We start from the raw sequence: 25,857 nt of genomic DNA on the forward strand, positions 1-25,857 counted from the left end.
CGTTCCGCCCCGCCCGGCATCCAAATCGTTGCCGACGCAGACGGGGTCCGGGACGACGGCCTGGACCGGGCGACCCCTGGCTGGACGACGCTTGTCCCGTCGAACGGGGTCCAGACGAGTGGGCCGCCGGATGCGACGGACCGACGGTTTCAACGGATTCACGACCCCGATCGAGAGCGTGCCGGCGACGACCAGGAGAACGACACCATGGATGCTCGCCGGGTACTCGACTTCGCCCCGGTCGGGCTCCTGGGACTCGACGAGAACGCGAAGGTTCTCTGGGCCAACGACCAGGCCCAGCGCTGGATCGGACCCCTGCAAAGCTGTCGCGGGGGCAAACTGCTCGAACTGCTGAACGAGCCCGCTTACGTCGGCTCCTGCTTCTCCCCTTTCGAGTCGGCGCTCGCGACGGGGCGTACCACCTCGGCGACGCTTCGCACCGGGGACAATCGCTGGTACTCGCTTCAGGTCACCCCGATTCTCGGGGAAGAAGCCGGCCCCGAGCGCCTGATCGCCGTCATGCAGGACGTCAGCACGGAAGCGCTGGAGCGTCAGAAGCTCGAAGCCCTGTTCCGTGCGAGCGCCTCGCTGCTCGATCTTCTGCCGCAGGAAGTGACGACCCTGACGCACGAGGAACGCGTCGGCCTGCTCCGGGAGAACATCCAGCACACGACGCAGGACATCCTCAACTACAACGTGATCGAGGTCCGCCTGCTCGATCCGCACGACGAGCGGCTGATCCCGCTGCTTTCGATCGGACTCGACGACACGGCGCGGAACCGCGATCTGCACGCTTCGCCCGAGGGGAACGGCGTCACGGGTTACGTCGCTGCGACCGGGGTGAGCTACCTCTGTGACGACACGTGCGAGGACCGGCGCTACCTGCAGGGCTTCGAGGGCGCGCGCAGTTCGCTGACGGTCCCGCTGAAGATCCAGGATCAGGTGATCGGCACCTTCAACGTCGAAAGCCCCCACCGCAACGCGTTCACGCATCGCGACCTGTCGTTCGTCGAGATCTTCTCGCGGAGCATCGCGGCCGCGCTGAACACGCTCGACCTGCTGAACGCTCAGAAGTCGAACACGGCCCAGGAGAGCTTCGAAGCGATCCACCGCGCCGTCGCGCTTCCGATCGACGACATCCTCAGCACGATCGGCCTGCTGACGCAGCGGGTGCGCGAGGCCTGCGACTCCGCGAGCGCCCAGGAACTCAGCGAGCGGATCCAGCCCTACATCAAGACGCTGAACGGCAAGGCTCGCGAGGTCCGCCGGATCATTCACGAAACGGGAGAGATGATGGCTCCCGTCCCTGCCGCGCTGGACGAGCCCGCGGCGTCGACCCTGCGCGGTCACCGCGTGCTGGTCGTGGACGAAGAGGCCGACGTCCGCAACGAATCGCACGAGATGCTGAAGTCGTACGGCGTCGACGTCGACACGTCCGTCTGCGGCGAAACGGCGATCTGCATGATCAAGAGCGCGGGCCCGTCGGAGAATTACGACGCGATCCTCTGCGCCGTCCATCTTTCGGACATGGAATCGTTCGAGTTCTATTCCCGGCTGAGGTCGCTCTACGACGACCCGCCGATGATCATGATGAAGGGTTGGGGATACGACCCGCATCACAACCTGCAGGAGGCGGTCAAGCTGGGGATGAGCCAGTCCAGCCTGATCTCCAAGCCGCTGCAGGAGCCGCAGGTCGTGCAGGTCCTGGAGCGCGTCCTGAGCAAGGAATCGACCCCCGTCTGATTCCCCGCGCCTGCCGCTCTGCCCTTATTCCCGCCTGGTCGTCCCCGCCTCCTCGACGTCGCTTTCCGGTAGGTCTTCGACCGCAGCGGCGCGCCGCCTGCCGCTCTGTCAGGCAGCCGCTACGATGGGGCGGAACCGCTGACCTCCGGTGCGGAGCCGTTCGCCCCTGGAGCGAAGCTCCAGGACGGACGAACTTTTCGCAGGACGAGTTTCCGCATGCTGCCGCTGCCCCTGACGTTCTGGGCAGTCGCCCTGCTTCTCGGGGCGTTCGTCCTGCCGGTCTGGGTCAGCGCCCTGCCCCTCTGGGTAGTCGCTTCGGCGGGGCATGTGACGCTCTTCGCCGCGGTCATCAACCGGCTGCAGGGCTACGCGATTCCGCCGCGGATTCTCCATCCGCTGGAGAAGGCGCTGCTCGCGATCATCGCCGCCGGACCGCTGGCGGGGCTGGCGGCGGCGCTGCTGCTCGATCCGGAAGAGCACGGTTCGCTCGCTGCGGCTTACCGCCTGTGGGCGATCGTGACGAGTCTTTTCTTCGTCATCTGGGCCGTCGCACGACTGGGGCGGCAGATCGTCCGCGTCCTGAACCGCGGCCCCGTTCTGCGCCGCGAGAGCGTCACGAACGTCTCGCTGGACGAAGCCCTGCACCGCGATCGCTGGACCTGGCGTCTGGCCACGGCGATCCCCGGCAACGAAGCTCTCAAGCTGAACACGATCCGCACGCAAATCCATTTCCCGCGCGCGACGCGACCGGACGGGCCGCTGCGGATCGTGCACCTCTCCGATCTGCACGTTTCCGGGACGCTCTCCAGGGCGTTCTACCGCCGCGCGATCGACACGGCGCTCGCCGAGCGCCCGGACGCGTTCTTTTTGACCGGCGATCTGGTCGAGGCGGAGGAATGTCTCGACTGGGTCGACGAGTTGTTCCGTCCGCTGGCGGAGGCGGCGCCGACGTGGTTCGTCCTGGGCAATCATGACGGCTACCTGCCGCGGCCCGAGGCGCTCGTCGAGCGACTCGAACAGGCGGGCCTCGTCTCCCTGATGGGAGGGCGCCAGCGGGCCGAACTCGCCGGCTGGCGGATCGAGTTGCTGGGCGATGCGGCGCCCTGGTTCGCCGGGTTCCCGGATTCGGGAGCCCGCACGGAGGCGCGTGGCGAAGCGGCGGTCGATCTGACGCTGGCCCTGATGCACACGCCCGATCGCTGGCCTGCGGCGAAGAAGCTGGGGGTCGATCTGGCGCTGGCGGGTCACACCCACGGCGGACAGATCCGCATTCCGATCTTCGGGCCCCTGTTCTGCCCCTCGCGGTACGGTTCGCGTTACAGCCGCGGCTGGTTCGTGTCCCAGGGACAGCGGATGTTCGTCAGCCAGGGCGTGGCCGGCGTGATTCCGGTCCGCTTTCTCTGCCCCCCCGAGGTCGTGCGGATCGAGATCCTGCCGGCACAGGAGGTCGGGTCGGGCGAACTGACTCAGCAGCAGGATGCGGCGGACGTTTCCGTCGGCGAGCGAGCCTGAGTATTTTGTCGGTCCGCGCGGCGGAGCTGCGCGTCAGCGCAGAAGCCCATCGTCGTCGTCCGCCAGATCGCTTGCAGGCCCCCGACGGGCTGCGCCCGCGCCGGTTGAGCCACCGGCGCCACCCGGGAATCGTCGCGCACTTCGAACGGCAAGATGCATTCCTGCGTCGAAGAGCGTCCGCTCGCTGCGCGTCGAAGGCGGCGTCCTTCGAGCACGCCGCCTTGTCGGTCGGTCGGGAGGTGGACAAGATGACCGGGCGGATCGCCGCTTCCGGCGACAACTCGGCCGCAGCGGCTCGTCCGAAACCCTTCCCCTTTTTCGCTCCGAACCCTTGAATCGTTCTCCCGTGGAATTCGATCCGCTCGTCGATCGGGCGCCCAGTCGCTACGTGGTCGGGATCGATCTGGGGACGACGAACTCGGCGCTGGCCTACGTCGACACCGAGGCGCCGGAGCGCGTCGTCCGCACGTTCGCGATCCCCCAACTGGTCGACGCCGGGAAGGTCGCGGCGCCTGAGACGCTGCCGTCGTTTCTGTACCTGCCGGAGCCGGCGGTCGGAGAGGACGCGCTGCGGCTGCCCTGGTCGCAGGGGAAGCTCGCGCGGGAGGTCGTCGGCGCTTGGGCTCGCGATCGGGCCGCGCAGGTTCCGGGACGCGTCGTCGTCTCGGCCAAGTCGTGGCTCTGTCACGCCGGCGTGAATCGCACGGCCCCGCTGCTTCCCTGGCAAGGCGCGGAGGACGCGCCGCGACTGTCGCCGGTCGAAGCCAGTTCGCGGTATCTCGCGCACCTCTCCGCCGGCTGGAATGAGCAGTTCCCGAATTATCCGCTGGCCGAGCAGGAGGTGACGCTGACGCTCCCCGCGTCGTTCGACGAGGCGGCCCGCGAACTGACCATCGAAGCGGCGGCGCAGGCCGGTCTGAAACGGATCGTGCTGCTGGAGGAACCGCAGGCGGCGTTCTACGCCTGGGTCGAGAAGCGGTCCGCCGACTGGGAAACCGTCGTCGCGCCGGGGCAGAAGATTCTCGTCTGCGATATCGGCGGCGGCACGACCGACTTCACGCTGATTCGCGTGCGGAAGCGCGGCTCTTCTGCCGACGCTCCGGAGGCCGACGCGCGGATCCAGTTCCATCGCGTCGCGGTGGGTGAGCATCTGATCCTCGGCGGGGACAACATGGACCTCGCCCTCGCGCGACGACTGGAAGAGCGCACGACGAGCGGCGGTCGCCTTCCGCCGCGACAGTGGGAATCGCTCCTGCGGCGCTGCCGCGAGACGAAGGAGAAGCTGCTCGCCGACGCAGCGCCCGATTCGTACTCCTTTCAGGCGACCGGAGGCGGGAGCAAGCTGGTCGGCGGATCGCTGCAGTTCGCCGTCTCGCGCGAGGAGGCGGAGAGCGTCGTGCTCGACGGCTTCTTCCCGTTCGTCGATCTGGAAGAGAAGCCGCAGCGAAGGCGATCGGGCTTCCAGGAGTTCGGGCTTCCTTATGCGCCCGACCCGGCGGCGACCAGGTATCTGGCGGCCTTTCTGACGGCGCATCGGCACGTCGCGACGGAGGAGTTGCCCGAGCGGCTCGATCACGATCCGGCGCGGCCCGACCTGATCCTGTTCAACGGCGGCGTGCTGGAGAGCACGAAGATTCGCTCGCGGATCGTGGAGCAGATCGAGCGCTGGTTCGGGCCGACGTCGCCGACCGGATGGCGTCCGAACGTGCTCGATCACGAACGGCTCGATCTCGCGGTCGCGCGCGGCGCGGCGTACTATGGCCTGGTGCGACGGGGCGAAGGCGTACGCATCGCGGCGGGTCTCGCGAGGACGTACTACCTCGGCGTCGCGCGCGACGGAGCGCCTGCCGAGACGCCGGTCGCATCCGGCGAAGAAGCAGCGCAGCGAGTTACGACCGAGCCGACGATCGTCGAGGGCCAGCGGGCGCTCTGCATGGTGCCCGGCAACGCGGAGCCGGGGGACGAGATCTCGCTCGACGACGTGCCGATGCGGCTGACGATGTCGCGCCCGGTCGAGTTCCCGCTGTTCGTTTCCAGCGTGCGCCTGGCCGATCCGCCGGGCATGGTCGTGACCGTCGACCCCGAGGCGATGCAGCCGCTCGCGCCGCTGCGGACCGTCATCCGTTCGCGATCCAAGAACGACGAGGGCTCGATCGCGGTCACGCTGCATGTGCGACTGACGGAGATCGGCACGCTGGAAGTCTGGCTGCAGGAGCGGACGGAGGGTCCTCCGAACGATGCCGCGACCCCGCGTCGCTGGCGGTTGCAGTTCGACGTCAGGGCGGCGCTCGAAACCGATCGCGAATCGGTCGAGAGCCAGGGCGAACGGCTGGGCATCCTGGAAGAATCGGCATGGGAAGTCTGCGCCGCGGCGCTCGACGACGTGTTCACCGATGGAGGAACCGGCGATCCGGATTATCTGGTCGCGCGGCTGGGCGAGGCGCTCGCTGCGCCTCGCGACGCGTGGGCGCCGGTCGCGCTCCGTCGCATCTGGGATCGTCTGCTGGAACTCGAACAGGGGCGGAAGAAGTCGGCGAGGCACGAGGCGAGGTGGCTCAATCTCTGCGGCTTCGCGCTCCGGCCCGGATACGGCGTCGCGCTCGACGACTGGCGCGTCAGCGAAACGTGGCGCAAGGTGCAGGGCAAGCTTCATCACGGTTCGCCCGCCTGCCGGCAGGAATCGCTCGTCCTCTGGCGCCGCGTCGCGGGCGGACTCTCGCCCGGCCAGCAGAAGGCGATCGCCGAACCCCTCCTCACGACGGTCAAGGCCCTGCATCGCCGCGCGACGGGATCGAGCGTGCGCGACGTCGTGCCCGATCCCAAGGAGACGGTCGAACTCTGGCGCCTGCTCGGGTCGCTGGAACTCCTGCCCGTCGGGGAGAAGCGCCAACTGGGCGATCGGATGCTGGACCTGATGTTCCGCCGAAAGTACGACCCCGCGCGACGGGCGATGCTCTGGGCGCTGGGCCGGCTGGGTCAGCGGGTGCCGGTTTACGGACCGCTCGATTCGCTGCTGCCTGCCGATCGCGCGGAAGCCTGGCTCGCCGCGATCGCCAAAGGCTGGAAGGATCTGCCCATCGCCGAGCCGCTCGACCCGGTGCCAATCCTGCAACTCGCGCGGCGGACGGGAGATCGTCATCGGGACATCTCCGCCCCGGCACGTGAAAAGGCGATCGCCCTGCTCGAACTGCACGAGGCGCCCCCTCACATCGTGCGACTGGTGTCGGAGGGAGGCGCTCTCGCTGCGGACGAACAGACCGCCGTCATGGGCGAGGCGCTACCGCTGGGACTTTCGATCGCCTGACGAAGCGGACGCAAGATTCCGCTTGAGTAAGCGAAGACCTTCCTGATCGTCGAGCATTCCGTCGGGATCGTCGCGAGCAGAGTCCTGTGTGCCATGGCTGGGTTGTCCAGCCATGCTCGGCGGTAGCTATCAACGTTCCATGCAGGCCGTCGCTTCCCGACGGAATTCATCGAAATTCGAGTCGCGGATTCATGCCGAACGCTCGTACGATGGCGAGATCGACTCGCGCTGCGGCACGGCTGGACAAGCCAGCCATGGCACACGGGTCACTTATCAAGCGACGATAATGCTTATGGTTCGCTCTTCGAGCTCGTAGCCAGCTATGGACTGCCCCCATTGTCGCGGCGAAATCTCGCTCAGCCCCGAGCACTGGGGTCGGACGTGGACGTGCCCCCACTGTCGGCGACCGTTCCATGCGCCGCAGCCGGCGAGTCAGGCAGCAGGCAGCGTAGCGGTCAATCCGGCGACGGTGACCGCGGCAGGCGTTCGTCAGACCGTGGCGCAGTGTCGCGGCTGCGGGCAGAAGTATTACCGCGTCAGCGATCCGAACGCTGACCGCTGCCCCTCCTGCGGTCTGTCGGCATCGGCGCCTCCCGCCTTCGGAATGACCTCGGCGACTGCGGGCGGATCGATGGCCGTCTACTCCGCCGCGCCGGGCGTCGGTCACGCGGGGCATCCCGCGCGGGATTACGAGATCGCGCAGATGCACTCCCGGCTGTCGACGATCCAGGGCTGCGTGATGGCGAGCGGGATCCTTAACGTCATCATGGGGAGTCTGCTGACGCTGACCTGCTACGGCTCCGTGATCGGCATTCCGATGCTGATCCTGGGGATCTTCGAACTGATCCACCACTCGAAGCGAAATACGCTGCCGCCGTATTACTACGCGTCGGCCTCGATCACGCTGGGCATCTTCGAGATCGTCGTCGGGCTGTTCAACATCGTGACCCTGATCATGGGGATCATCGTGCTGGGGCACGCGACGTCCGTGAAGTCCGTCTGCGATCGCTATCGCATCTATTCGTAGCGACCGCCCGATCCCGAGCGGCCGGGCCCGCCCTTCCGCGTCCGCCCTGATCAGATCGACGTCTCGCTGGTCCCGACGATTGCGACCGGCGGGTCGTCCAGCCGGAGAATCGAGTAGGGGCCGTCGATTCGATATCGCACGCCGCGCCAGGCGACCTCCCGCGCGAACAGGCCCTGGTAGACGGAGGCCAGATACAGCCACTGCGCCCAGGGGACGAGCAGGCCGACCTTCAGGAACCGCGCGAACGACGGCGCCGGCATGGTCTCCACCCGCAGCTTCGCCACGCGGCGCACGCCCGACTCGACGAACGCGAACAGGGCCCACATCGCGAACCAGAAACAGACCGCTCCGCCGATCGCGATGCCCGCTTCGGGCAGGCGACCGAAGGCGAGGCACAGCAGAGCCCAGACGATCGATCCGAAGAAAAGGAAGCTGGTCAGCGACGCGTGGCCGATCGTGATCAGGTAGATCGGCTCGTACAGCCGCGACCAGACCATCATCCGCCGGAGATAGTTCCGCAGGAACGGCAGCGTGCAGATCTCCTGGTTCACCATCACCAGCATCGGCACGTAGGCGAAGTGGGCGCCGTGGGCCTTCAGCGCCTTGCGCATCGGCCCGTCGTCGACGGCGCTCTTCTTCCACATCTCCAGCAGGCCCGACTTCCGGAACAGGTCGCCCCGGATGGCGCAGCTTCCGGCCCAGGGATTGGCGACGCAGAACGTGGCGACGATCGCGCCCGCGTTCCACAGGCTGCGGAGCAGCGACGCCGTGTCGGGCCGCTCTGGGAAGAACCACTGGCCCCCGGTCGCGAGTCCCACTCGCGGATCGCATGCGATCGGAGCGGCCAGCTCGCGCAGCCAGCCGGCGTGCGGCATCATGTCGCCGTCGGCGAAGGCGTACAACTCGGGCGCCTCGTCGAGGTTCTCGATGAGCTGCACCATCGCGTTGCACTTCAGGCTGGCCGTCGGTTCGCGACGTTCCAGCGGTTCGACGCTGACGTGCGTCGCGCCGGCGTCGGCGATGGCCGCCTCGACCGCTGCCCAGGCAGGGTCCGTGCGGGAGTCGACCGCGATCCGGACGCGAAAGCGGGGATAGTCCTGGCGGAAGAGGCGGACCAGGCTCTGTCGCAGCGACGGATCGGCGCCGCGGAGGGTGAGGAAGACGACCGCCTCGGGCAGCGACGCGTCGTCGACCCTTACAGGCCGCGCGAACGCCATGGTGCCCCAGAACAGGATCGCCAGCCCCAGATGGTAGAGGGCGAAGCCGACCATTCCTGCCGCGAGAAGCAACGCCTCGCCGCGCAGGACGTCGATTTCCCAGCCGAGGATCGTGATCGAGTAAATACCGCAAATCGTCGGCGTCATAGTCGTGGCGTCGTCCGAGCGAGCGGCGGAGGAGCGGGCAGCGTAAGTCCAAGAATAGCTCGCGACCTGATTCGCGGAAGCTTGAATGCAGTCTCCGCCATCGCTAGCGCACCAAGAGATATCGGGGGCAGGAAGGGCGTCGCGGCTCGCGAAACGCGCCCTCGATCTGGACGCGTGATCACAAACGATTGATTTCGTAAGATGCGTGCTGGACGACATTTACGGCGCGGGAGTCGTCATTTGGATGCCTCTGCGCTTGCGATCGGCAAGCCCCCGCTTATAATCGTGCTCTGAGGCGTTACGCCCAGACCCATCGAAAGATAAGGCCCCCTGCTCTCCTTCCTAGCAGGGGTTTGGACAGGAGGATCCACGGCCCGGGCTTTTATGGCCCCGAGCTTTTGCAGCTCGCAGGGTCGTAGCCTGTCGCTCGCCGGTCGGCGTCCGGGCATCTCGCTTCGTATCGATAAGAGGCTGTCGACGGAATTCTCCGTTCGCCGGCGATGAAGTCGGTACGTGTCGTCGCGACGCTGACGCTGATCGTCTGTCTGAAGGTTTCGCCTCGGATCGGACCAGCCCCGGCAAGGTCGGCTCGTACCGGTTCGGTTCCGTTCCAAACGGCCGGATCCTTCCACCGGAGGTTCGCTCCCCTTGATTACGCTGGCGACTCTGCGAACGAAAACCGCCAAGGAACTGGGGGCATTGGCCAAGGATCTTGGCGTCTCCGGAGCGGCTTCTCTTCGGAAGGACGATTTGATTCAGGCGATTCTGAAAGCCGACAAGGCCGAGCAGAGTCGTGCCCGACGTCAGGCCAAGTCAGCCAGCGTCGAGGCCAAGAAGGTCGCCCGCACCGGCGCCAAGAAGAGCGTCGCTCGCGTCGCTCCCGAAAAGCCGGTCAAATCCAGGACCGCCGGCGCAGCGAAGCCTGGCGCCGTCGCCAGGAAGAGCGGTACGGCCAAGACGAGCGCCCCGGTCGCCGCGAAGGCGCCCGTGTCTCGCAGTTCCGCCAAGCCTGTCGCTAAGGCGAAGGAGACTCCCGCCAAGCCGATCGGCAAAGCGAAGCCAGTCGGTAACGTGAAGCCTGTCGGCAACGTGAAGGAGACTCCTGCCAAGGCGAAGGAAGCGCCGGCGAAGATTTCGCCCGCGAAGAGCGCTCCGGCGAAGGCTGCGGCTCCCGCAGTTCCCGAAACTTCGGCGCGGCCGGAAGTCGCAAAGCGTGCCGAACCGGTGAAGAGCGCTCCGAAGCCGCCGTCGCGTCCCAGCCGCGCGCATCGCACGCCGAGCGGTTCGGAAGTCGGTCCGGTCGTGAACACGCCGGCATCGCAGCGGCTGGTTCAGATGAGCTCTACCGAGCGGGAAGCCCTGAAGGATCTGTCGGGCCGGCATCGCCACGAACTGGGCGAGTCCGGAAGCATCCGCGAAGATCGCGTAGTCCTGCTCGTCCGCGACGCGTACTGGCTCCAGGCGAACTGGCAGATCACGCGGCAGAGCGTCGAACGGGCGCAGGCCGCGATGGCCGAGCACTGGCATACCTCGCGCCCCGTACTGCGGGTCTACGAAGTCGACGGCGGCTCGACCACCGGCGCCTCGGAGCGTCCGATGCGCGACGTCGAAATCCACGGCGGCGTGAATAACTGGTACCTCGACGTGGCCGGCTCTCCCCGATCGCTGATGGTGGCGATCGGCTACCTGGGCGGGAACGGCAAGTTCCACGCGATCACGCGGAGCAACCGCGTCACGACGCCGGCGCCCAATTCCGCCGACGTGATGAACGAGCACTGGTCCGACATCGCCGAGAACTACGAAAAGATCTACGCCCAGTCGGGCGGCGGTCTGGAAAGCGGCGGTTCCTCGGCCCTGCAGGAAGTCTTCGAAGAACAGCTTCGCCGACCGATGGGCTCCTCGTTCGCTTCGCGGTACGGCATCAACCCGGAAGGCGAACTTCCCGGCGCCCGGGACTTCGCGTTCGAGGTCGACGCGGAGATGGTGATCTTCGGCAAGGCTCTGGCCGAAGCCCGCGTCACCATGAGCGGCGAGCCGATCAAGCTCCGCGAAGACGGCTCGTTCACCGTCCGCGTCGCGATGCCCGATCGCCGGCAGGTGATTCCGATCACCGCTTCCAGCACCGACGGCTTCGAGCAGCGTACGATCGTGCTCGCGATCGAACGCAACACGAAGGTGATGGAACCGAAGCTTCGCGAAGACGTGGATTGAGCGAAGCGATCACGTTCTGAGCGGGGGACGACAGTCCCCCGAGTCTGGACCTGTCGTCGCGGCGTCCCCCTCTCAGGATTCAGCGCCGCCGCTCTTCCGCTTCCGCAAAGGTTTCCGCTCTGTCCCGCGACAGGTGGCGCTCTTACAATGGACGCGACGTCGCTGACTGGCTCGCGAAGGGGATACCCTCGCACGGCGGGGGCGTTCTTCCGGCATTCGGTTGACGGCGAGGCCATTTTTGTGGGGAGCCGATAAACACTGTCCGGGGGCTGATTTCACGGTCTCGAGGCGCGTATAGTCGGCCCACGATCCCTTCGGGGAACTCGTACGCCGAATCATGCAATTCGCGATCTAAGCCCCCACCTGCGTTCGCGGGCTCTCGCGAAACGCCCTCCCTCGCCGAATGTCGGAAGAACGCCCCTGCCTGCGGTCAGCGAAAGCTGATCGCAGATAGGAGAGCGGAGCGAGTGGAAAGTAGAGGAGACAGGCGAACCGCTCTCCTCGGTCTCCCTTCTACTCTCCCCTTTCTGTCTCGAAGAGCGCAAGGTCAAGAGACCCCGATTCTCGCTCACCGCGGCGTCGCCTCCGCTGATTCTGCCCCGCTCCCCGTCCGGTCTGACGACTCCCTTGCACGCTGATTCGCTTGCGGACCCGCCCAGCCAGGCGGAACGGCTCGACGCGCTCGAACTCCGACTGCTGGAGACGATCCGCTCGTACGGATCGTGCGCCGTCGCCTTTTCGGCTGGCGTCGACAGCACGCTCGTCGCCGCCGCGGCGTTTCGCACGCTCGGCGCATCGGCGGTCGCCGTCACCGGGCGAAGCGCCAGTCTCGCCGAAGCGGAATACCGCCAGGCCTGCGAACTGGCCGATGCGATCGGCATCCGGCATGTCACCGTCGATACGGGCGAACTCTCGCGTCCCGGTTACGTCGCGAACGCGGGCGACCGGTGTTACCACTGCAAGACGGAACTCTATACGAACCTGGAGGGGCTCCAGGAGACGCTGGGCGTCGCGGTGATCGCGAACGGGGCGAACGTCGACGACCTCGGCGATTATCGCCCCGGCATGGAAGCGGCCCGCGAGCGTGCGGTGCGCAGTCCGCTCGTCGAATGCGGCTTCCGCAAAGCCGACGTTCGGGAGGTCGCCCGGCGCTGGGGGCTCCCCGTCTGGGACAAGCCGGCGATGCCCTGCCTTTCCAGCCGGCTGGTCTACGGTCTCGAGGTGACGCCGGAGCGTCTGGCCCGCGTCGAAGCGGCGGAGAAGTTCCTGCGCGAGCGAGGCTTTCGCGACGTCCGCGTGCGCCATCACGAGAACGAACTGGCGCGGGTCGAGCTGCTGGTCGAAGACTTTCCGCGCCTGCTCGACGAATCGCTGCGTCAGGCGCTCATCGTTCGCTGCCGGGAAGTCGGCTTCCGCTTCGTCGCCTTCGATCTGGAAGGCCTGCGTTCAGGCAGCATGAATTCGCTCGTCACGCTGGACTCCTGAAGCGCCGGGCTCATCGTCTTTTGTCCGCGCGGCTATGCTGGCGTCCCGCGGAGCTGCATCGGGCTTCGCGAAGAACGAACGCGGGAGCGAAGCGGATGGCAGCGCGCTGGGTGCGAGCGGGCGAACTTCTGATCCAGGCGCTGATCCTGTTTTCGCTCGTCTCGTTCGCCGTCGAGACGCTGCCCGATCTTCCGCCGCGCGCGCTGCGGGTTCTGGAGATCATCGAGGCCGTGACGGTCGGCGTCTTCACGATCGAGTACGTGCTTCGCGTGGCGTTCGCCCGCGACCGGCTGCGATTCGTCTTCAGTCCGATGGGGCTGGTCGATCTGCTGGCGATCGTGCCGTTCTACGTTTCGCTCGGAATCGATCTGCGAACCGCGCGGGCGCTGCGACTGATCCGTCTGGTGCGGATTCTGAAGCTCGCGCGCTACAACACAGCGGTCCGACGATTTCGCCGGGCGATTTTCCTGGCGAAGGAGGAGATCGTCCTGTTCTTCTTCGTCACGGCGCTGCTGCTCTACTTCGCCGCGGTGGGCATCTACTACTTCGAGCGCGACGCCCAGCCGGACAAGTTCGCGTCGGTCTTTCATAGCCTGTGGTGGTCCGTGACGACGCTCACCACCGTCGGCTACGGCGACGTCTATCCGGTCACCGTCGGCGGGCGGATCTTCACGTTCGTGGTGCTGCTGATCGGCCTGGGGATCGTCTCGATCCCGACCGGCATCGTCTCCTCCGCCCTGCTCAAGGCCCGGGAGATGGAAGAGGAAGAAGAGACCGCGGCGACGACCGCCGACGCCTGATCTCGCGATCGAGCGCCCTCTCGAAAGTCGATCTCCTCGCGGGAACTTCCGAGGCGGATCGTGCGTCGGAGAAGTCTGGTTTCTCTCCCCTCGGGTCGCGATCGCGATGAGCCGAATCTGCCTGGTTCCCGTACTGCTGGCGACGTTCTTCGCCAGCGTCTTCCCGGTTCTCGCTGAGGGTCCGACGGCGCCCGACGTCAGTCCGGCGCATCTGAGAAAACTCGGCCTCGAACCGGTCGAGCCGGCGAAAGATCCCGAGACCGGCTTCGTCGTCGGAGGGGTCAATGCGACCGATCTGATCCGCACGCTGACGGAGTTGAACGGTCGGTCGATCGCGGATCTGGAGGCGACGATGCGACCCGGCGCGAGCGGCGAGGGCGGATCCGAAAAGGGCTTCCTCGGTGAGGACGAGTCGCTGCTCGACGTGCTGGCGAGCGATAACGACTTCGTGCGGAACGAACTCAAGCTCACGCACCAGCAGATCGCGCGGCATCTGCGGGTTCTCGTCGTGATCGCGCCGGCCCACGAATCGACCGAAATCGTCTACGGAGGGCTACGGCTCCGTGTCGCGATCCAGGACTGGCGCGGCTATCAGGAATCGCCGTTCCACGACGGTACGAAGGCGAACCAGGACGTGACCGTCACGAACGTCGAGACAGGCGCCAGGCTGCAGTACAGCCTGCTCGTGCCCGACATGATCGAACGCTACGGCTTCTACGAAGGGAAAGGAACGCCCTATCGCGTCGACCCGAAACAGGTCGTCGAGGTCCTCGACTTCCTGAAGCCGGCGACGTCGAAGTAGCGCTTCCGCAGCGACCCTGTCACGACGCCGCTGCGGTTCGCGAGAAGGCTTCGATCACCCGGTCGGCCACGGCGGCGGGATCGAGGCCCTCGGTATCGATCTCCACGTCGGAGACGTCGCGGTAGTAGGGATCGCGTTCGTCGAGCAGGCAGCGGATCTCTTCGCCGAGCGGTCGGCCCGTCAGCGTGGGGCGGGAGGTGGCGCTGGTCGGATCCTTTTCCAGGCGACGCTGGATCGTCTCGGGCGAAGCCTTCAGCCACGCGACGAAGCCGGTCTCCTTCAGCGTCCGGCGGTTCTCCTGACGCAGCACGACGCCGCCGCCGGTCGAGATCACCGCGTCCTGAGTCCGGGCCAGTCGTCGGAGCACGTCGACCTCCAGATCGCGAAAGTTCTGCTCCCCCTCGCGATGGAACATTTCGGTGATCGTGCAGCCGGCGCACTTTTCCGCTTCGGCGTCGGCGTCGATCCACTGCCGGGAGAGCTTCTCGGCGATCAGTCGGGCGGCGGAGGTCTTGCCCGCGCCGCGAAAGCCGACCAGGAAGATCGGCCGGCGGAGTTCGTCTTCGTGACTCATGGCAGCACGCGAGATCCTTGGCGAGCGGAGGGCGTTAGCCCTCCGTGGCACGCTTTATCGGCGCGACCGATCTTGATTCGTCTCAATAGTCCTCATCGTATCGTACGGGACTGAGCGCCCGCTTGAAGGCGCGGTGCATCGTTTCGATCGGCGCGGGCTTGTCGGTGAAGCGCTTGAACTGAATCGCCGCCTGCCGGATGAACATGTCGACGCCGGTGATGACCCGGCAGCCGCGGGCCCTCGCGTGCTTGACCAGCAGCGTCTGCTCCGGGTTGTAGATCGTGTCGAAGACGGTCATTTCCGGTTCGAGCGACTCTTCGTTCCAGGGCGATTCGTCGACGTTGGGAAACATCCCGACCGGCGTGCCGTTGATCAGGATGTCGGGCCGCAGGTTCAGGCGCTCTTCCCAGCGGACGGTCTCGACTTCCAGATCCTTCGCGAAGGCATCGGCGTTGCTCGCGGTCCGGGACGTCACCTGCACGCGCGCGCCTGCCGATTTGAGGCCGTACGCCAGCGCCCGGCTGACGCCGCCCGATCCGAGCAGCAGCGCCGTCTTTCCGGCGAGCGCGTCGCCGGCCAGGTCCTCGCCCGTCGAGGACAGGCACTGCATCGCCGCGCGGTAGTCGGTGTTGTACGCGGCGCTTCGACCGTCCTTGAAGACCAGCGTGTTGGCGGCGCCGATGCTGTTGACCGATTCGGTCGCGTCCGTGGCGTAGGCGACCGTGCGCTCCTTGTGCGGAATCGTGACCGACAGGCCGCGGATGTCGAGGTCTTCGCACTCGCCGAAGAAGTCGAACAGCTCTTCGCGCCCGACCCGGAACGGCACGTAGACCGCGTCGATGCCGGCGACGTCGAAGGCGGCGTTATGTACGACGGGGCTCTTGCTCTGGATCACGGGGTCGCCGATCACGGCATAGACCTGCGTCGAGCGCTGGATCCGTTCGTAGCGGTACCGCCGCGAGAGCGTGCGAAAGTCGAGCTGCCCCGGGGCGAGCGCCTTCTCTTCGTCGATGGCGGCGAACGTGAAGGGCGCGCCCCACTTCCCGGCGAGGATGCGCGTCGCCGTGCCGTACTCGCCCATGCAGATCGCGATGGTCGGGATCTTCGAATCCCGGGCGATCTGCATCATGCGGAGCGCGTCGGTCGCGTGGTTCGCCATCGTCGCGATCTTCACGACGTCGGCGTTCTTCGACGCGAGTTGCTCGTGGATCTCCGCGAGGTTCTGCGGCGTCTCCTGAAAATTGTGGTAGCTGACGATCCGCTTCGTCTTGCCGTAGCGGGGAATGGCGCCGGCGATGTCCCCTTCCAGATCGACGTACTCGACGCCCGCCACGATCGCGTTTCGCAGCAGCATCATCCGATCGGCTTCGGAGCCGTGCCATCGCCCCCCGTCGGCCGGACGGCGGATCGTGACGACCACGGGCGTGGGTCGTTCCGGAAGCAGCCGGGGGAGATCGACCGTGCGGATCAGCATGTCGAGCCGCAGCTCGACGATCTTCGCGCCCATTTCGGCGGCGCGCTGATGATCGAGCGAGAGCTGCTTATGCCGGCCCCTGCCGACGCTGACGCAAATCATGGACGAAGGCGCAGGTGAACGGGTGAGCGGAGAAGCCGATTCGTCCATCGATCGTAAAGAGAGGAGGCGGCCCGCGATAGGGGCATCGACGCGGTCGCGCGATGCGATCGTCCGCGCGCCCGATAGCGGCACGCGGTCGAAGGACGAGTCCTGACGAGCCTCGCGTCATTCTAGTTCGCCGCAGCCGACGAACGCCCGCGTTCTCCCGCCCGCAGTCGACGAAGCGGCGATCCCCGCGAACGAGCGAGTTCGCGGGGTCTTCCAGAGCGATCGGACGTTCGCCCGAATCCGGCTTACGGCGCCAGCGGCAGGCCGTCTGCGTCTTTGTCCATCGAGCCGACGAGGATCATGATCCCCTCGACCACGCCCCAGAGTCCGCCGATGCCGCAGGTGAGCACCGTCACCACGATCTGGATGATGCCCATCTGGGTGTAGCCGAGATAGAAGCGATGGACTCCCCAGGCGCCGAGGAACAGCCCCAGCAGCCCGGCGACCATTTTGCTTCGCGAGCTCGTTCCGCCGCCCATACCCATCGGTCTTCCACCCGGTCCCATAGCCATAGGAGTCGCCTTTTTTCTTCCAGAGATGCCAGATACGGAATTCGAGTCGATGCCGATCTTAAACGCGCCGGAACCCGACGAGCCAGCAGCCGACTTCGTCGCTGGTCCGACGCCCGGAAACGATCCCGGCGGCGTGACGGGTCGCGATGCGCCCGTCTGAATGTTGGGGAGTCCGGCGACCGTTCCCGCGGCAGCCGGCGGGCCGACCTGGGGAAAACCCGATCCGATGCCCGCCTGAGGTGCGGGTCTGGCTGGTCCGACGCCGCCTGCAATTTGCGGACGAGGCGCCTGAACCGCGGGAATCGAGGTCGGGGAAACCGGAGCCGCGTAAATCGGAGCGGGGGCGACAGGCTTCGGCGATTCCGGTTGAGGACGCGGAGCGGAAGGGGCCGGAGCGAGCGAGGGATAGACCTGCGCGGCCCCGATCCATTGGCCGGAGAAGTTTCGTTCCAGTTCGGTTTCGGCGTCCAGCCGGCTCTCCTGGAACCACTGCTGGAGTTCTTCCCGCGTGACCGGGCCGAACGTCTGCAGCGACCCCTCCAGCGTCATGCGGACCCGCCACTGCTCGACCGCCGGCGCGGGAGATGCAATGGGCGCCGGCGCCGGGGCGGGCGTCGATGCCGCAGCGCTCGGAGCCGCGAACGTCGGAGCGGGAACCGGGCCGGACGAGCTTGGCGCAGGATAGGACGAAGGCGAGGCGGAACGCTGTGCGGGTCCGGTCGGCGCCGGGATGAATCCCGACGGCGCCGCATCGACCGGGACATCGATCACGGCCTTGCATTTCGGACAGCGGATCTTCTTGCCGGCGGAACTCTCGGGTGCTTTCAGCTTCGTTCCGCACCCGCTGCATTGCACGATCGTCGGCATAGACAGTTCGTCCGCAGGCCCAGAACTAGAGGATGAAGGGAGATCGCTTCGGCGAAACGCGGGGGAGAAGAGGCGCTTAGCTTACCGAAATTTCCCCGTCGCCAGCAATCTCCGACTGCGGCGCATTTCTAGAAGCGTCCGACTTACGACGCCCGCAGCGGCAGATCGCGAGTCCTTGGCGGCTAGCCGGCGAGTCCCCATCGCGGTTCGCCGGCGCAGCATGGTTCGCGAACGGGAGTAATTCCGCCGCAGAGCGTTTTTCAGTTTTTTAGCTCCATCGCCCGTATCTGACGGGCTCCGGAGCGAATCTGATGAGTGTGGCTAAGGCGGATTAACATTGCCTACCCCAGGAAGTTTTATTCTTGGCGCCAGCCGACTCGATCATTAGAATTCGACGCTTCCCATCCGGACGTCTATCGCTCGAACGAACGACGTTCCTTACGTCAGACGGTTTTCCGAATCGGTTTTCCGTTTCAAGTCCGGTGGGATCGCAGCGGCGAGCGTCGCTGCAAAACAAGAGGCGCGTGAGTCCTCGGTTCGAGCGAGCAGTCGGGAGCGTTCCGTGTATGCCATGACCCCCCTGAACGGCGATGTCGTGAATGACTTCGCCCTCGTCGCTGCCTGTCTGTACGAACGTCGTGTCCGCGTAAGAAGAATGGTGTCCGCTTATGACGATGGAAATCGAGAGCATTGACCTGAACCTGCCCGCCCTGACCCGCAACGGCGACTGCATCGCCGAGCTGCGCGGAGAGGTCGAGCGCCAGCTCGAACGGCAAGGCCACGCCGGCCGCACGCCTCTGCGTTTCGCGATGGTCGAATCGACCGCGGACGCCTCGCGCTGCGAAGTCGAAGTCTGCGAAACGGGCGACGACGCCCTGTCCAGCTTCCCCAGCGTCTTCGATTACCGCCAGCGCACGGGCGAACGTACCGGCGCCTTCAATGCGGCGATGCTGATCCCGACCGGGGTCGACTGCGAAATCGGCGGTCATGCGGGCGACGCCACGCCTGCCGCGCGCCTGCTGTCGACGGTCTGCGACAACCTGATCATTCACCCGAACGTGGTGAACGCTTCCGACGTCAACGAGCAGACGCAGAACTGTCTGTACGCCGAAGGGAGCCTCATCACGCGGCTGCTGATGGGCACCATCGCCCTGAAGAAGGTCCGCAGCAACCGCATCCTGGTCGTGACCGAGCCGCGCGAAGATGGCCCTTGGGCCGTCGATCACGTCGTCAACACGGCCTCGGCGGCGCGTGCCAACCTCGGCGCCGACGTCACCGGCGTGGTCGTCCTGGGCGATCCGATCCACATGAAGATGGCCGTCTCGAAGTCGGGGCGAGCCACCGGTCTGATCTCGGGCATCGAGGAGATGCTGCAGGTCCTGAAGGAGCGCGAAGGAACCTACGACGCGGTCGCGATCGCGTCGAAGATCACCCCCTCCGCCGATTCGGTGGCCCTGCACCACGCCTACTTCTCGGGCGAAGGGGTCAACCCCTGGGGCGGCGTCGAAGCGGCGCTGACGCATGCGGTCTCGACGGTCCTCAACGTTCCGGCCGCTCACGCGCCGACGATGAGCGACCTGTCGCTCCGGACGCAGGCGTTCGGTCGCGTCGAGCCGCGCAAGGCCGCGGAGATCATCTCGGTCGCCTACTTTTACTGCGTGATGAAGGGTCTGCATCAGGCGCCCCGCGTCGTGCCGAATCCGACGGGAGCGTACGATCCGTCGCTCGTCTCGGCGGAAGACGTCTCGGCCCTGGTGATCCCGGACGGTTGCGTCGGTCTGCCGACCATCGCGGCCGTGCAGCAGGGAATTCCCGTGATCGCGGTGAAGAACAAGAACCTGATGAAGAACGATCTTCAGGCTCTGCCGTTCCGCGCCGGCCAGTTGATCTACGCCGACAGCTATCTGGAAGCGGCAGGCATCCTGTCCGCCCTGAAGCACGGCGTCGCGATCGGCTCGGTCCGTCGTCCGCTGGAAGCGACCCGCGTCGAGGTTCTCCCCTCGGCCAAGGCGAACGTTACCCCGGCGGCCAAGTCCAACGGCGTTCCCGCGCCGAAGGGCAAGACGTCCGGCAAGCGTCAGGATCAACCCAGCATCGTCTGACGCCGTTCGGCGGATTCGCCGACTGTCGTCATGAACGAGTCCAATGATCGCCCGCGCCGCACCTCGCGGCGCGGGCGATCGGCTTTTCGTTCGAGGCGCTCGCTCCGCCGAGTCTTAAGCAAGCGGCTTCTTCGACCTGTGTGCCACGGCTGGCTTGTCCAGCCGTGCGGTTCGCGGTCGGAAACTTGATCGCTCGCTGCGTCGTCATCGACATCGCTTCGACGGACGGGACATGCGAGCGCCGCAGTCGAAGACCGTGGTCGCCGCATTCACGGCTGGACGAGCCAGCCGTGGCACACAGACGGAATTTCTGATCGACGGTTGCGATAGTTCCCTCTCCTTTCTGCTCTCCCCTCTCTCCTTTCTCGCCCGGAGGGCGATTTGCACGACCAGACCTCCGCCCCTCTCTTCGAAGCCGTGCAGGCGCTGCTCGGTCGGTCGATCGATGCGCTCCATACGCCGGGGCATAAGGGTCGCTTCCTGCCGCCCGGTTTCGAGCAGGTCCAGGCGCAGCTCGCCGCGTTCGACGTGCCGAGCATGTACGCGACGGACAACACCTTCTATCCGCACGCCTGCATCCGCGAGGCGGAGGAGCTGGCCGCGGATCTGTTCGGATCCGCGCGCACTCGCTATCTGACGCAGGGGTCGAGCAGCGGCATACTGGCCGCGTTCCTCGCGACGCTCGAACCGGGGCAGAAGATCATTCTCGGCCGCGACGCCCACAAGTCGATCTTCTCCGCGCTCGTCCTTTCCGGAGCGACGCCGGTCTATCTGCCCCCCCGCGTCCATAGCCGCTGCGGCGTGCTGCCCGCGCGGGTCGACGCGGTCGAGGCGGCGCTCGCGCAGCATTCCGACGCGCGGACCGTGCAGGTGACGCGCCCGACCTACTACGGTCTCGCCGGGCCGGTCGATGCCATCGCGGATGTCGTTCACGCGCGGGACATTTCGCTGCTGGTCGACGAAGCTCACGGCGCCCATTTGCGGTTCCTGCCGCCGGGCGGCGGGCCCTCCCCGGCCCTGACTCAAGGCGCTGACTTCGTCGTACAGAGCGTGCATAAGACGCTCGGCTCGCTCGTCGGATCGGCCCAGTGCCATCTCGCCCGCGGCGGCAGGCTGACGGAGGAGAAGCTGCAGCGTTCGCTGAACCTGATCCAGTCGACCAGCCCCAGCTACCTATCGCTGATCTCGCTCGACCTCGTCAGGAAGTATCTGGCGACCGAGGGAGAGGCGCTCTTCGCCGCGGCGCTCGAACGCGTTCGCGATCTGCGCCGCCGTCTCGATGCGATCCCCGGCGTCGAAGTCTTCGAGGCCGATCGCCTCGTCGGAGAACCCGGCATCGCCAACGATCCCTTCCGCCTGGTCGTCCGCGTCGCGGGCCTCGGGAAAAGCGGCTTCGAGACCGAAGAGTTCCTCCGCAACGAGTACCGCCTGGAGGACGAGTTCTCCGACTTCGAGAACGTGATCTACATCCTCACGCCGTTCGACCCGCCCGCGGTTTACGACCGGCTGGTCGCGGGGCTGACGCGGCTCTCCGACGGCGCGCGGGCGAACGGAACGATCGTCGAGCGGACCGACTACGCGGAGGCGAGCGAGTTGCCGCTACCTGCGCTCGCCTGCACGCCGCGGGAAGCCTACTCTTCGCCGACTCGCGTCCTGCCGATCGCCGATGCCGTCGGCGCTCCCTGCGGCGAGACCATCGTCTGCTATCCGCCCGGCATCCCGATCATCTGCGCGGGCGAGATCGTCGACCCGAACACGGTCGAAACCCTGCGCCGCTTCACCGCGCAGAAAGCCTCGATGCGCGCCCACGACATGACGCTCGCGACGGTGACGGTTCTCGATGGCTGAGCGGTCGCGACGCGACCGACTCAGGTTCGCGGTCGGGCCGGCTTTCAGACGTCTTCGTCCTCATCCTCTTCTTCGTCATCCATGTCGGACCCGTCGCCGTAGATGACGTCCTCGATGACGCCCTCGACGATCGTGCCGTGCACCAGGGCCAGCTTCTCCGGCTCGACGCCGAACGGCTGAGCGATCTTGATCGCCCAGGGAATCGACGCCCGTTCGAACGGGTCGTCGATCTCGAACGGTTCGGGCCACTCGGCGAGCGCGGCTTCGGCGACGTTCGCCCGCTCGGCCACGATCGCGAACAGACGGTCGATCCAGTCGTCGTTCCAGGTCCCGGTTTCCGGCGTCAGCTCTTCGCGATTGTGCCTGACCATGTCGCGCGTCAGAAGCAGGATCGCGCTCTTCACCGCATCGGGCGACAGCGCGTCGAGCTTCTTCGTCGAGAGCTTCGCGTCGATCATCTCCGGCAGCCAGCTCATCGGGACGCGTTCGAGGTAGTAGTCGATCGCGTCGCGGTTAAGCGAGTTCCACGGCGCCTCGTCGAGCGTCTGACCGAGCGCGGCGAGCGTCTCGGTCGCCGGGATTCCGAAACGCAACTGCCCAAGTTTCGATCGATCGACCATGGACCTACCTTCGTCTGAGAGAGAAACGACGGCGGAGCATGGAAGATTGTACGCCGAATCGGCGAAGGTCGATCGGTCGCTGCGACGGCTTCTACGCCCGCATCGCCAGCAAATGGGGCTTGGCGACGATTTCGAACCGGGACGACAACGGGCGCCACGCTTCGCCGCGCTGCTCGATGTAGTCGTCGTCGATCGGGCCCAGGCGGTCAGCGGCGTAGCCGAGGTACGGGATCTTCGCCGGGTCGAGCTGCATGATCCGCGCGACCGTCGCGTCGAGCGCCGCGAGGTTGGCGCCGACCAGGATCAGGCCCATCGCCTTCTTCGTCCCCAGGATCGGGCCGTCCCCCTCCATGCAGTCGATGCCGTCCACGATGCCGATCGTCTTCGGTAACGACGCGTTGATGTCGAAAACCGTCTCGGCGATGCCGTGATGGTGCAGGACGTTCTTGGGCCAGCCGTACTTGCAGCCCGGGATGACGCCGTAGAGGTTCTTCATCGAAGCGGTCATGCCCATCCAGTGATGGGTCTTCAGCTTCGGCATGGACACGACCAGATCGGCCTCGGCGACGCTCCGGGGAAACCAGAACCCGTCGAGGGAACTGGCGCCGCCGCGGTTCTTCGACCAGGCGACGTCTTCGTAGTTAAGGTCGCGGAACGAGAGCTTCATCGCGTCGAGCCGTTCCCGCAGGCCCGACTGCGAAACGGCCTCTTCCGTATCGCGCATGTGCCCCGGACCTTCGCCGACCGCCACCTCGGCGCCGAGCGACAGGAACGCCTCCGCCGCCGCTGCGACCAGGTCGGGATGCGTCGTCATGTGCGGCGTCTCGCGATTCGGCTCGACGAGGTTCGGCTTGAGCAGGACCTTTTTTCCGCGCAACGCCGCCGCGTCTAGTCCGACCGCCGACAGTCCGTCGAGGATGGTTCGCGAGGTGGGGCCGTCGTAGCGCTGATTCCGGGCGATGAAGACTTCGCTCCGCGTGCGCTGCATCGAGCGAATGCGACCGACCGCGAGCAGGCCCGCCGCCGCGACTCCCCCGCCGATGAGCAGCGCACGGCGATCGACCGTCCCGGGCTTCGGGGACGTAGCATTCGCCTCGGAGGATACGGGCTTCGTCATCGCGTCGTCGGCGCCGTCACGGAGAGGCGACCGCTCGGGTGAAAGGGATAGGCGTCCGCCGCCGCGGCGAGCGCGATCAGCGCCAGGCGATGCTCGCTCGCGGCGTCGAGATCGTGGCGGGAGACGTGTTCGGTCAGCAGCGCGTCGCGGTCGATCGTTCGGTCGTCATGCGCGGCGAGGCCGAGCAGTCCCCAGCAGAGCGACGGCGTGGCGGACGTCGGCAGAAGCGTGCGATTGAGATAGTCGCGCGTTCGCGAGATCTTCGGCGAGAAGCGCTTCTCCCCCGCCAGCGCGAGGAGCGCGATGCCCGAGGGTTGCAGGTGGGGGCGCAGCTCCGCGTCGAACACGATCGTGTTGCCGCAGTTGGCGCCGCCCGAGGGCAGCAGCCGGTCGTAAAGCGCCGCGAGGCCGTGCTTCAGCAAAGGCAACTCCTCGTAGCCGCCGTTCGATTTGAGCGCGAGCACGTGGAACGCCGTCGGTTCGAGCCAGGGCGACGTCTGCTGCACCCACGACCACGCGGGCAGTTCCGAATCGTGGCCGATGTCGATCGATCGCGGCACGGGCTTGCCCGGATGGGCGGCGATCCATCGGCAGCCAGCCGTCGCCCGGTTAAGAAAACGCTCTTCGCGCGAAGCGATCCACGCCAGCACCGCGAGCGAGGTACACCACTCCGGGTCGGCCAGGCTCTCGCGAAAGGCGACGCTGCCGTCAGTCGCCTGCAATTCCGTCAGCCGCATGAGCGGGGCCAGCGCCGGAGCCTTTCGCCCGTGCGCGAGGAGGGCGAGCGCCGTCAGGGCGAGCGGCTCGGCGGAGTCGGACGACTCCGCACCGTAGCGCCACGACGTGCGCTGAGCCAGTCGATCGACGACGGCGTCGAAGTGCGGCTGGCTCATGCTCTCCTCCTCCGACGCTTACGGCGACTCGCGAAATTGCTTCGCAAAGTTACCCCGCCGTTCGCGGCCGCCTGTCCGCGCAGCGTTCCGGGCGAGAATCCGACGCCGTGTCGCCGTGCGACCCTGTCGATCGTAGCGATTGCGACAGGAGTCCTGGCGAGCGGAGGGCGTGAGCCCTCCGTGTCCGGATCGATCGGAGCGCTATTCAGACAGAGATGAAAACAGGGAGGGCTGACACCCTCCGCTCGCCTGAAGCAAGGAATCAGCGTGATCGCAATTCGTCGAACGTCGCCAGCAATCGCTCGATCTGCTCGTCGCTGTGGGCCGCCGAAAGACTGATCCGCAGCAGCGATTCGCCGGGCGGAACGCTAGGGGGGCGGATCGCGGGGACCCACAGGCCCCGCTCGGCGAACGCGGCGGAAAGTTCGACAGCCGGGCCCGGTTCGCCGACGAAGACCGGCACTATCTGCGTAGAGCCGGCGCCGCAGTTCCAGCCCTGTTCGCGCAGCGCGTCGCGCACCCGTCGGGCGACCTCCAGCACGCGAATCCTTCGCTGCGGTTCTTCGGCGACCAGTTCGAGCGCCCGCAGGCCTGCCGCGGCGAGCGCTGCCGGGGCGGCGGTCGAGAAGACGTACGACCTGGCCTTCTGCGCGACGAGATCGATGACAGCCTTCGGCGCCGCGACGAAAGCGCCGTGCGAACCGAGCGCCTTGCTCAGCGTGCCGACCTTGACGAGGGGAAAGCCGGTCAGTCCCGCCGCTTCGCACAGCCCGGTTCCGCGCTCGCCGAAGACGCCCGTCGCATGGGCTTCGTCGACGAGCAGCATGGCGCCGTGACGCTGGGCCAGGCTCGCGATTTCTGCAAGCGGCGCCGCGTCGCCGTCCATGCTGAAAACGGAATCCGTGACGATCAGCCGTCGACCCTCAAGCGGCGCTTCGCCGAGCGCCTTCGCCAGATCGTCGAGATCGGCATGCGCGTAGACGCGAACGTTCGCCCCGCTCAGGCGACAGCCGTCGATGAGACTGGCGTGGTTGCGGGCGTCGCTGAAGACGGAGTCGCCGCGACCGACCAGCGACGTCACGCTTCCGACGTTCGCCGCGTAGCCGGAGGTAAACAGCAACGCCGCCTCCGCCCCCTCGAACGCAGCGATCGCCGCTTCGAGTCGGGCGTGAAGCTCGGTCCGGCCCGTGACGAGCGGACTCGCGCCCGCTCCCCAGGCGTCGGCGACGGCAGCGTTCGCGGCGGCCTCGGCCAGTCGCGGATCGGCGGCGAGGCCGAGATAGTCGTTGGAGCTGAAGTTGACGAACGGCTGACCGCCCAGCGTCATCGTGCCGTCGGGGCGTGCCTGCTGCCGGACTCGCAGCTCCCGGAGCAGCCCCGCCCGCTCGCGCTCCGCGAGCGCCGCGTCGATCCAACCGAACGGGTCGTAGTTCATCCGACGGTCGACCGTTT

Annotated in this window: 18 protein-coding genes; 10 read left to right on the forward strand and 8 right to left on the reverse strand. The window is 66.8% G+C overall.

From position 1 onward, the window contains the following. Positions 1-207: 207 nt before the first annotated feature. The 4 genes from SH602x_RS00855 (at position 208) to SH602x_RS00870 (ending at position 7,586) form a co-directional block, all read left to right on the forward strand. A complete protein-coding gene (locus SH602x_RS00855) occupies positions 208-1,743 on the forward strand; it encodes a response regulator (protein WP_479475010.1) in 1,536 nt (511 codons plus the stop codon). Positions 1,744-1,959: 216 nt separating this feature from the next. After that, complete coding sequence (locus SH602x_RS00860) at positions 1,960-3,255, forward strand: metallophosphoesterase (protein WP_479475011.1); 1,296 nt, start codon at positions 1,960-1,962, stop codon at positions 3,253-3,255. A gap of 331 nt (positions 3,256-3,586) precedes the next feature. After that, positions 3,587-6,559 carry a hsp70 family protein gene (locus SH602x_RS00865; RefSeq protein ID WP_479475012.1) on the forward strand — a complete coding sequence of 991 codons (2,973 nt, stop codon included), beginning with the start codon at positions 3,587-3,589 and terminating at the stop codon, positions 6,557-6,559. Positions 6,560-6,881: 322 nt separating this feature from the next. Then, positions 6,882-7,586, forward strand: a complete 705-nt coding sequence (locus SH602x_RS00870) for a hypothetical protein (protein WP_479470322.1) — start codon at positions 6,882-6,884, stop codon at positions 7,584-7,586. Positions 7,587-7,636: 50 nt separating this feature from the next. On the opposite strand, the gene SH602x_RS00875 is transcribed toward SH602x_RS00870, so the two are convergent. Then, positions 7,637-8,950: a glycosyltransferase gene (locus tag SH602x_RS00875; protein ID WP_479475013.1), complete on the reverse strand. Its 1,314-nt coding sequence runs from the start codon at positions 8,948-8,950 to the stop codon at positions 7,637-7,639. Between the two features lie 648 nt (positions 8,951-9,598). On the opposite strand from SH602x_RS00875, the gene SH602x_RS00880 reads away from it, so the two are divergent. The 4 genes from SH602x_RS00880 to SH602x_RS00895 all read left to right on the forward strand — a co-directional run bounded on the left by SH602x_RS00880 (position 9,599) and on the right by SH602x_RS00895 (position 14,248). Beyond that, positions 9,599-11,161: a DUF4912 domain-containing protein gene (locus SH602x_RS00880; RefSeq protein ID WP_479475014.1), complete on the forward strand. Its 1,563-nt coding sequence runs from the start codon at positions 9,599-9,601 to the stop codon at positions 11,159-11,161. A 627-nt stretch (positions 11,162-11,788) separates the two neighbouring features. Next, positions 11,789-12,646: an ATP-dependent sacrificial sulfur transferase LarE gene (gene larE / locus SH602x_RS00885; protein ID WP_479475015.1), complete on the forward strand. Its 858-nt coding sequence runs from the start codon at positions 11,789-11,791 to the stop codon at positions 12,644-12,646. A gap of 95 nt (positions 12,647-12,741) precedes the next feature. Next, positions 12,742-13,446: an ion transporter gene (locus SH602x_RS00890; RefSeq protein ID WP_479475016.1), complete on the forward strand. Its 705-nt coding sequence runs from the start codon at positions 12,742-12,744 to the stop codon at positions 13,444-13,446. A gap of 106 nt (positions 13,447-13,552) precedes the next feature. Next, positions 13,553-14,248: a hypothetical protein gene (locus SH602x_RS00895; RefSeq protein WP_479475017.1), complete on the forward strand. Its 696-nt coding sequence runs from the start codon at positions 13,553-13,555 to the stop codon at positions 14,246-14,248. A 19-nt stretch (positions 14,249-14,267) separates the two neighbouring features. Here SH602x_RS00895 and SH602x_RS00900 read toward each other — a convergent pair whose 3' ends face one another. From SH602x_RS00900 to SH602x_RS00910, 3 genes are all read right to left on the reverse strand, one after another. After that, positions 14,268-14,822: a shikimate kinase gene (locus tag SH602x_RS00900; protein ID WP_479475018.1), complete on the reverse strand. Its 555-nt coding sequence runs from the start codon at positions 14,820-14,822 to the stop codon at positions 14,268-14,270. A gap of 82 nt (positions 14,823-14,904) precedes the next feature. Continuing rightward, positions 14,905-16,398, reverse strand: coding sequence for a shikimate dehydrogenase (gene aroE / locus SH602x_RS00905; RefSeq protein ID WP_479475019.1), 1,494 nt, complete (start codon positions 16,396-16,398; stop codon positions 14,905-14,907). Positions 16,399-16,691: 293 nt separating this feature from the next. Next, on the reverse strand, positions 16,692-17,825 hold the full coding sequence (locus SH602x_RS00910) for an NINE protein (protein WP_479475020.1): 1,134 nt from the start codon (positions 17,823-17,825) through the stop codon (positions 16,692-16,694). Between the two features lie 668 nt (positions 17,826-18,493). Here SH602x_RS00910 and SH602x_RS00915 point away from each other — a divergent pair. Next, on the forward strand, positions 18,494-19,927 hold the full coding sequence (locus SH602x_RS00915; protein WP_479470313.1) for a DUF3326 domain-containing protein: 1,434 nt from the start codon (positions 18,494-18,496) through the stop codon (positions 19,925-19,927). A gap of 381 nt (positions 19,928-20,308) precedes the next feature. Beyond that, positions 20,309-21,775 (forward strand): aminotransferase class I/II-fold pyridoxal phosphate-dependent enzyme, encoded by a 1,467-nt coding sequence (locus SH602x_RS00920; protein WP_479475021.1) that lies wholly within the window; start codon positions 20,309-20,311, stop codon positions 21,773-21,775. Positions 21,776-21,819: 44 nt separating this feature from the next. Here SH602x_RS00920 and SH602x_RS00925 read toward each other — a convergent pair whose 3' ends face one another. The 4 genes from SH602x_RS00925 to bioF form a co-directional block, all read right to left on the reverse strand. After that, positions 21,820-22,395, reverse strand: coding sequence for a hypothetical protein (locus tag SH602x_RS00925; RefSeq protein ID WP_479475022.1), 576 nt, complete (start codon positions 22,393-22,395; stop codon positions 21,820-21,822). Between the two features lie 91 nt (positions 22,396-22,486). Next, a complete protein-coding gene (locus SH602x_RS00930; RefSeq protein ID WP_479475023.1) occupies positions 22,487-23,512 on the reverse strand; it encodes a DUF362 domain-containing protein in 1,026 nt (341 codons plus the stop codon). Beyond that, positions 23,509-24,405 carry a hypothetical protein gene (locus SH602x_RS00935; protein ID WP_479475024.1) on the reverse strand — a complete coding sequence of 299 codons (897 nt, stop codon included), beginning with the start codon at positions 24,403-24,405 and terminating at the stop codon, positions 23,509-23,511. Before SH602x_RS00935 ends, SH602x_RS00930 begins: the two co-directional genes overlap by 4 nt. A 262-nt stretch (positions 24,406-24,667) precedes the next feature. Next, positions 24,668-25,840: an 8-amino-7-oxononanoate synthase gene (bioF, locus tag SH602x_RS00940; protein WP_479475025.1), complete on the reverse strand. Its 1,173-nt coding sequence runs from the start codon at positions 25,838-25,840 to the stop codon at positions 24,668-24,670. Between the last annotated feature and the right edge of the window lie 17 nt (positions 25,841-25,857).

The organism is Lignipirellula cremea, assembly GCF_056501455.1.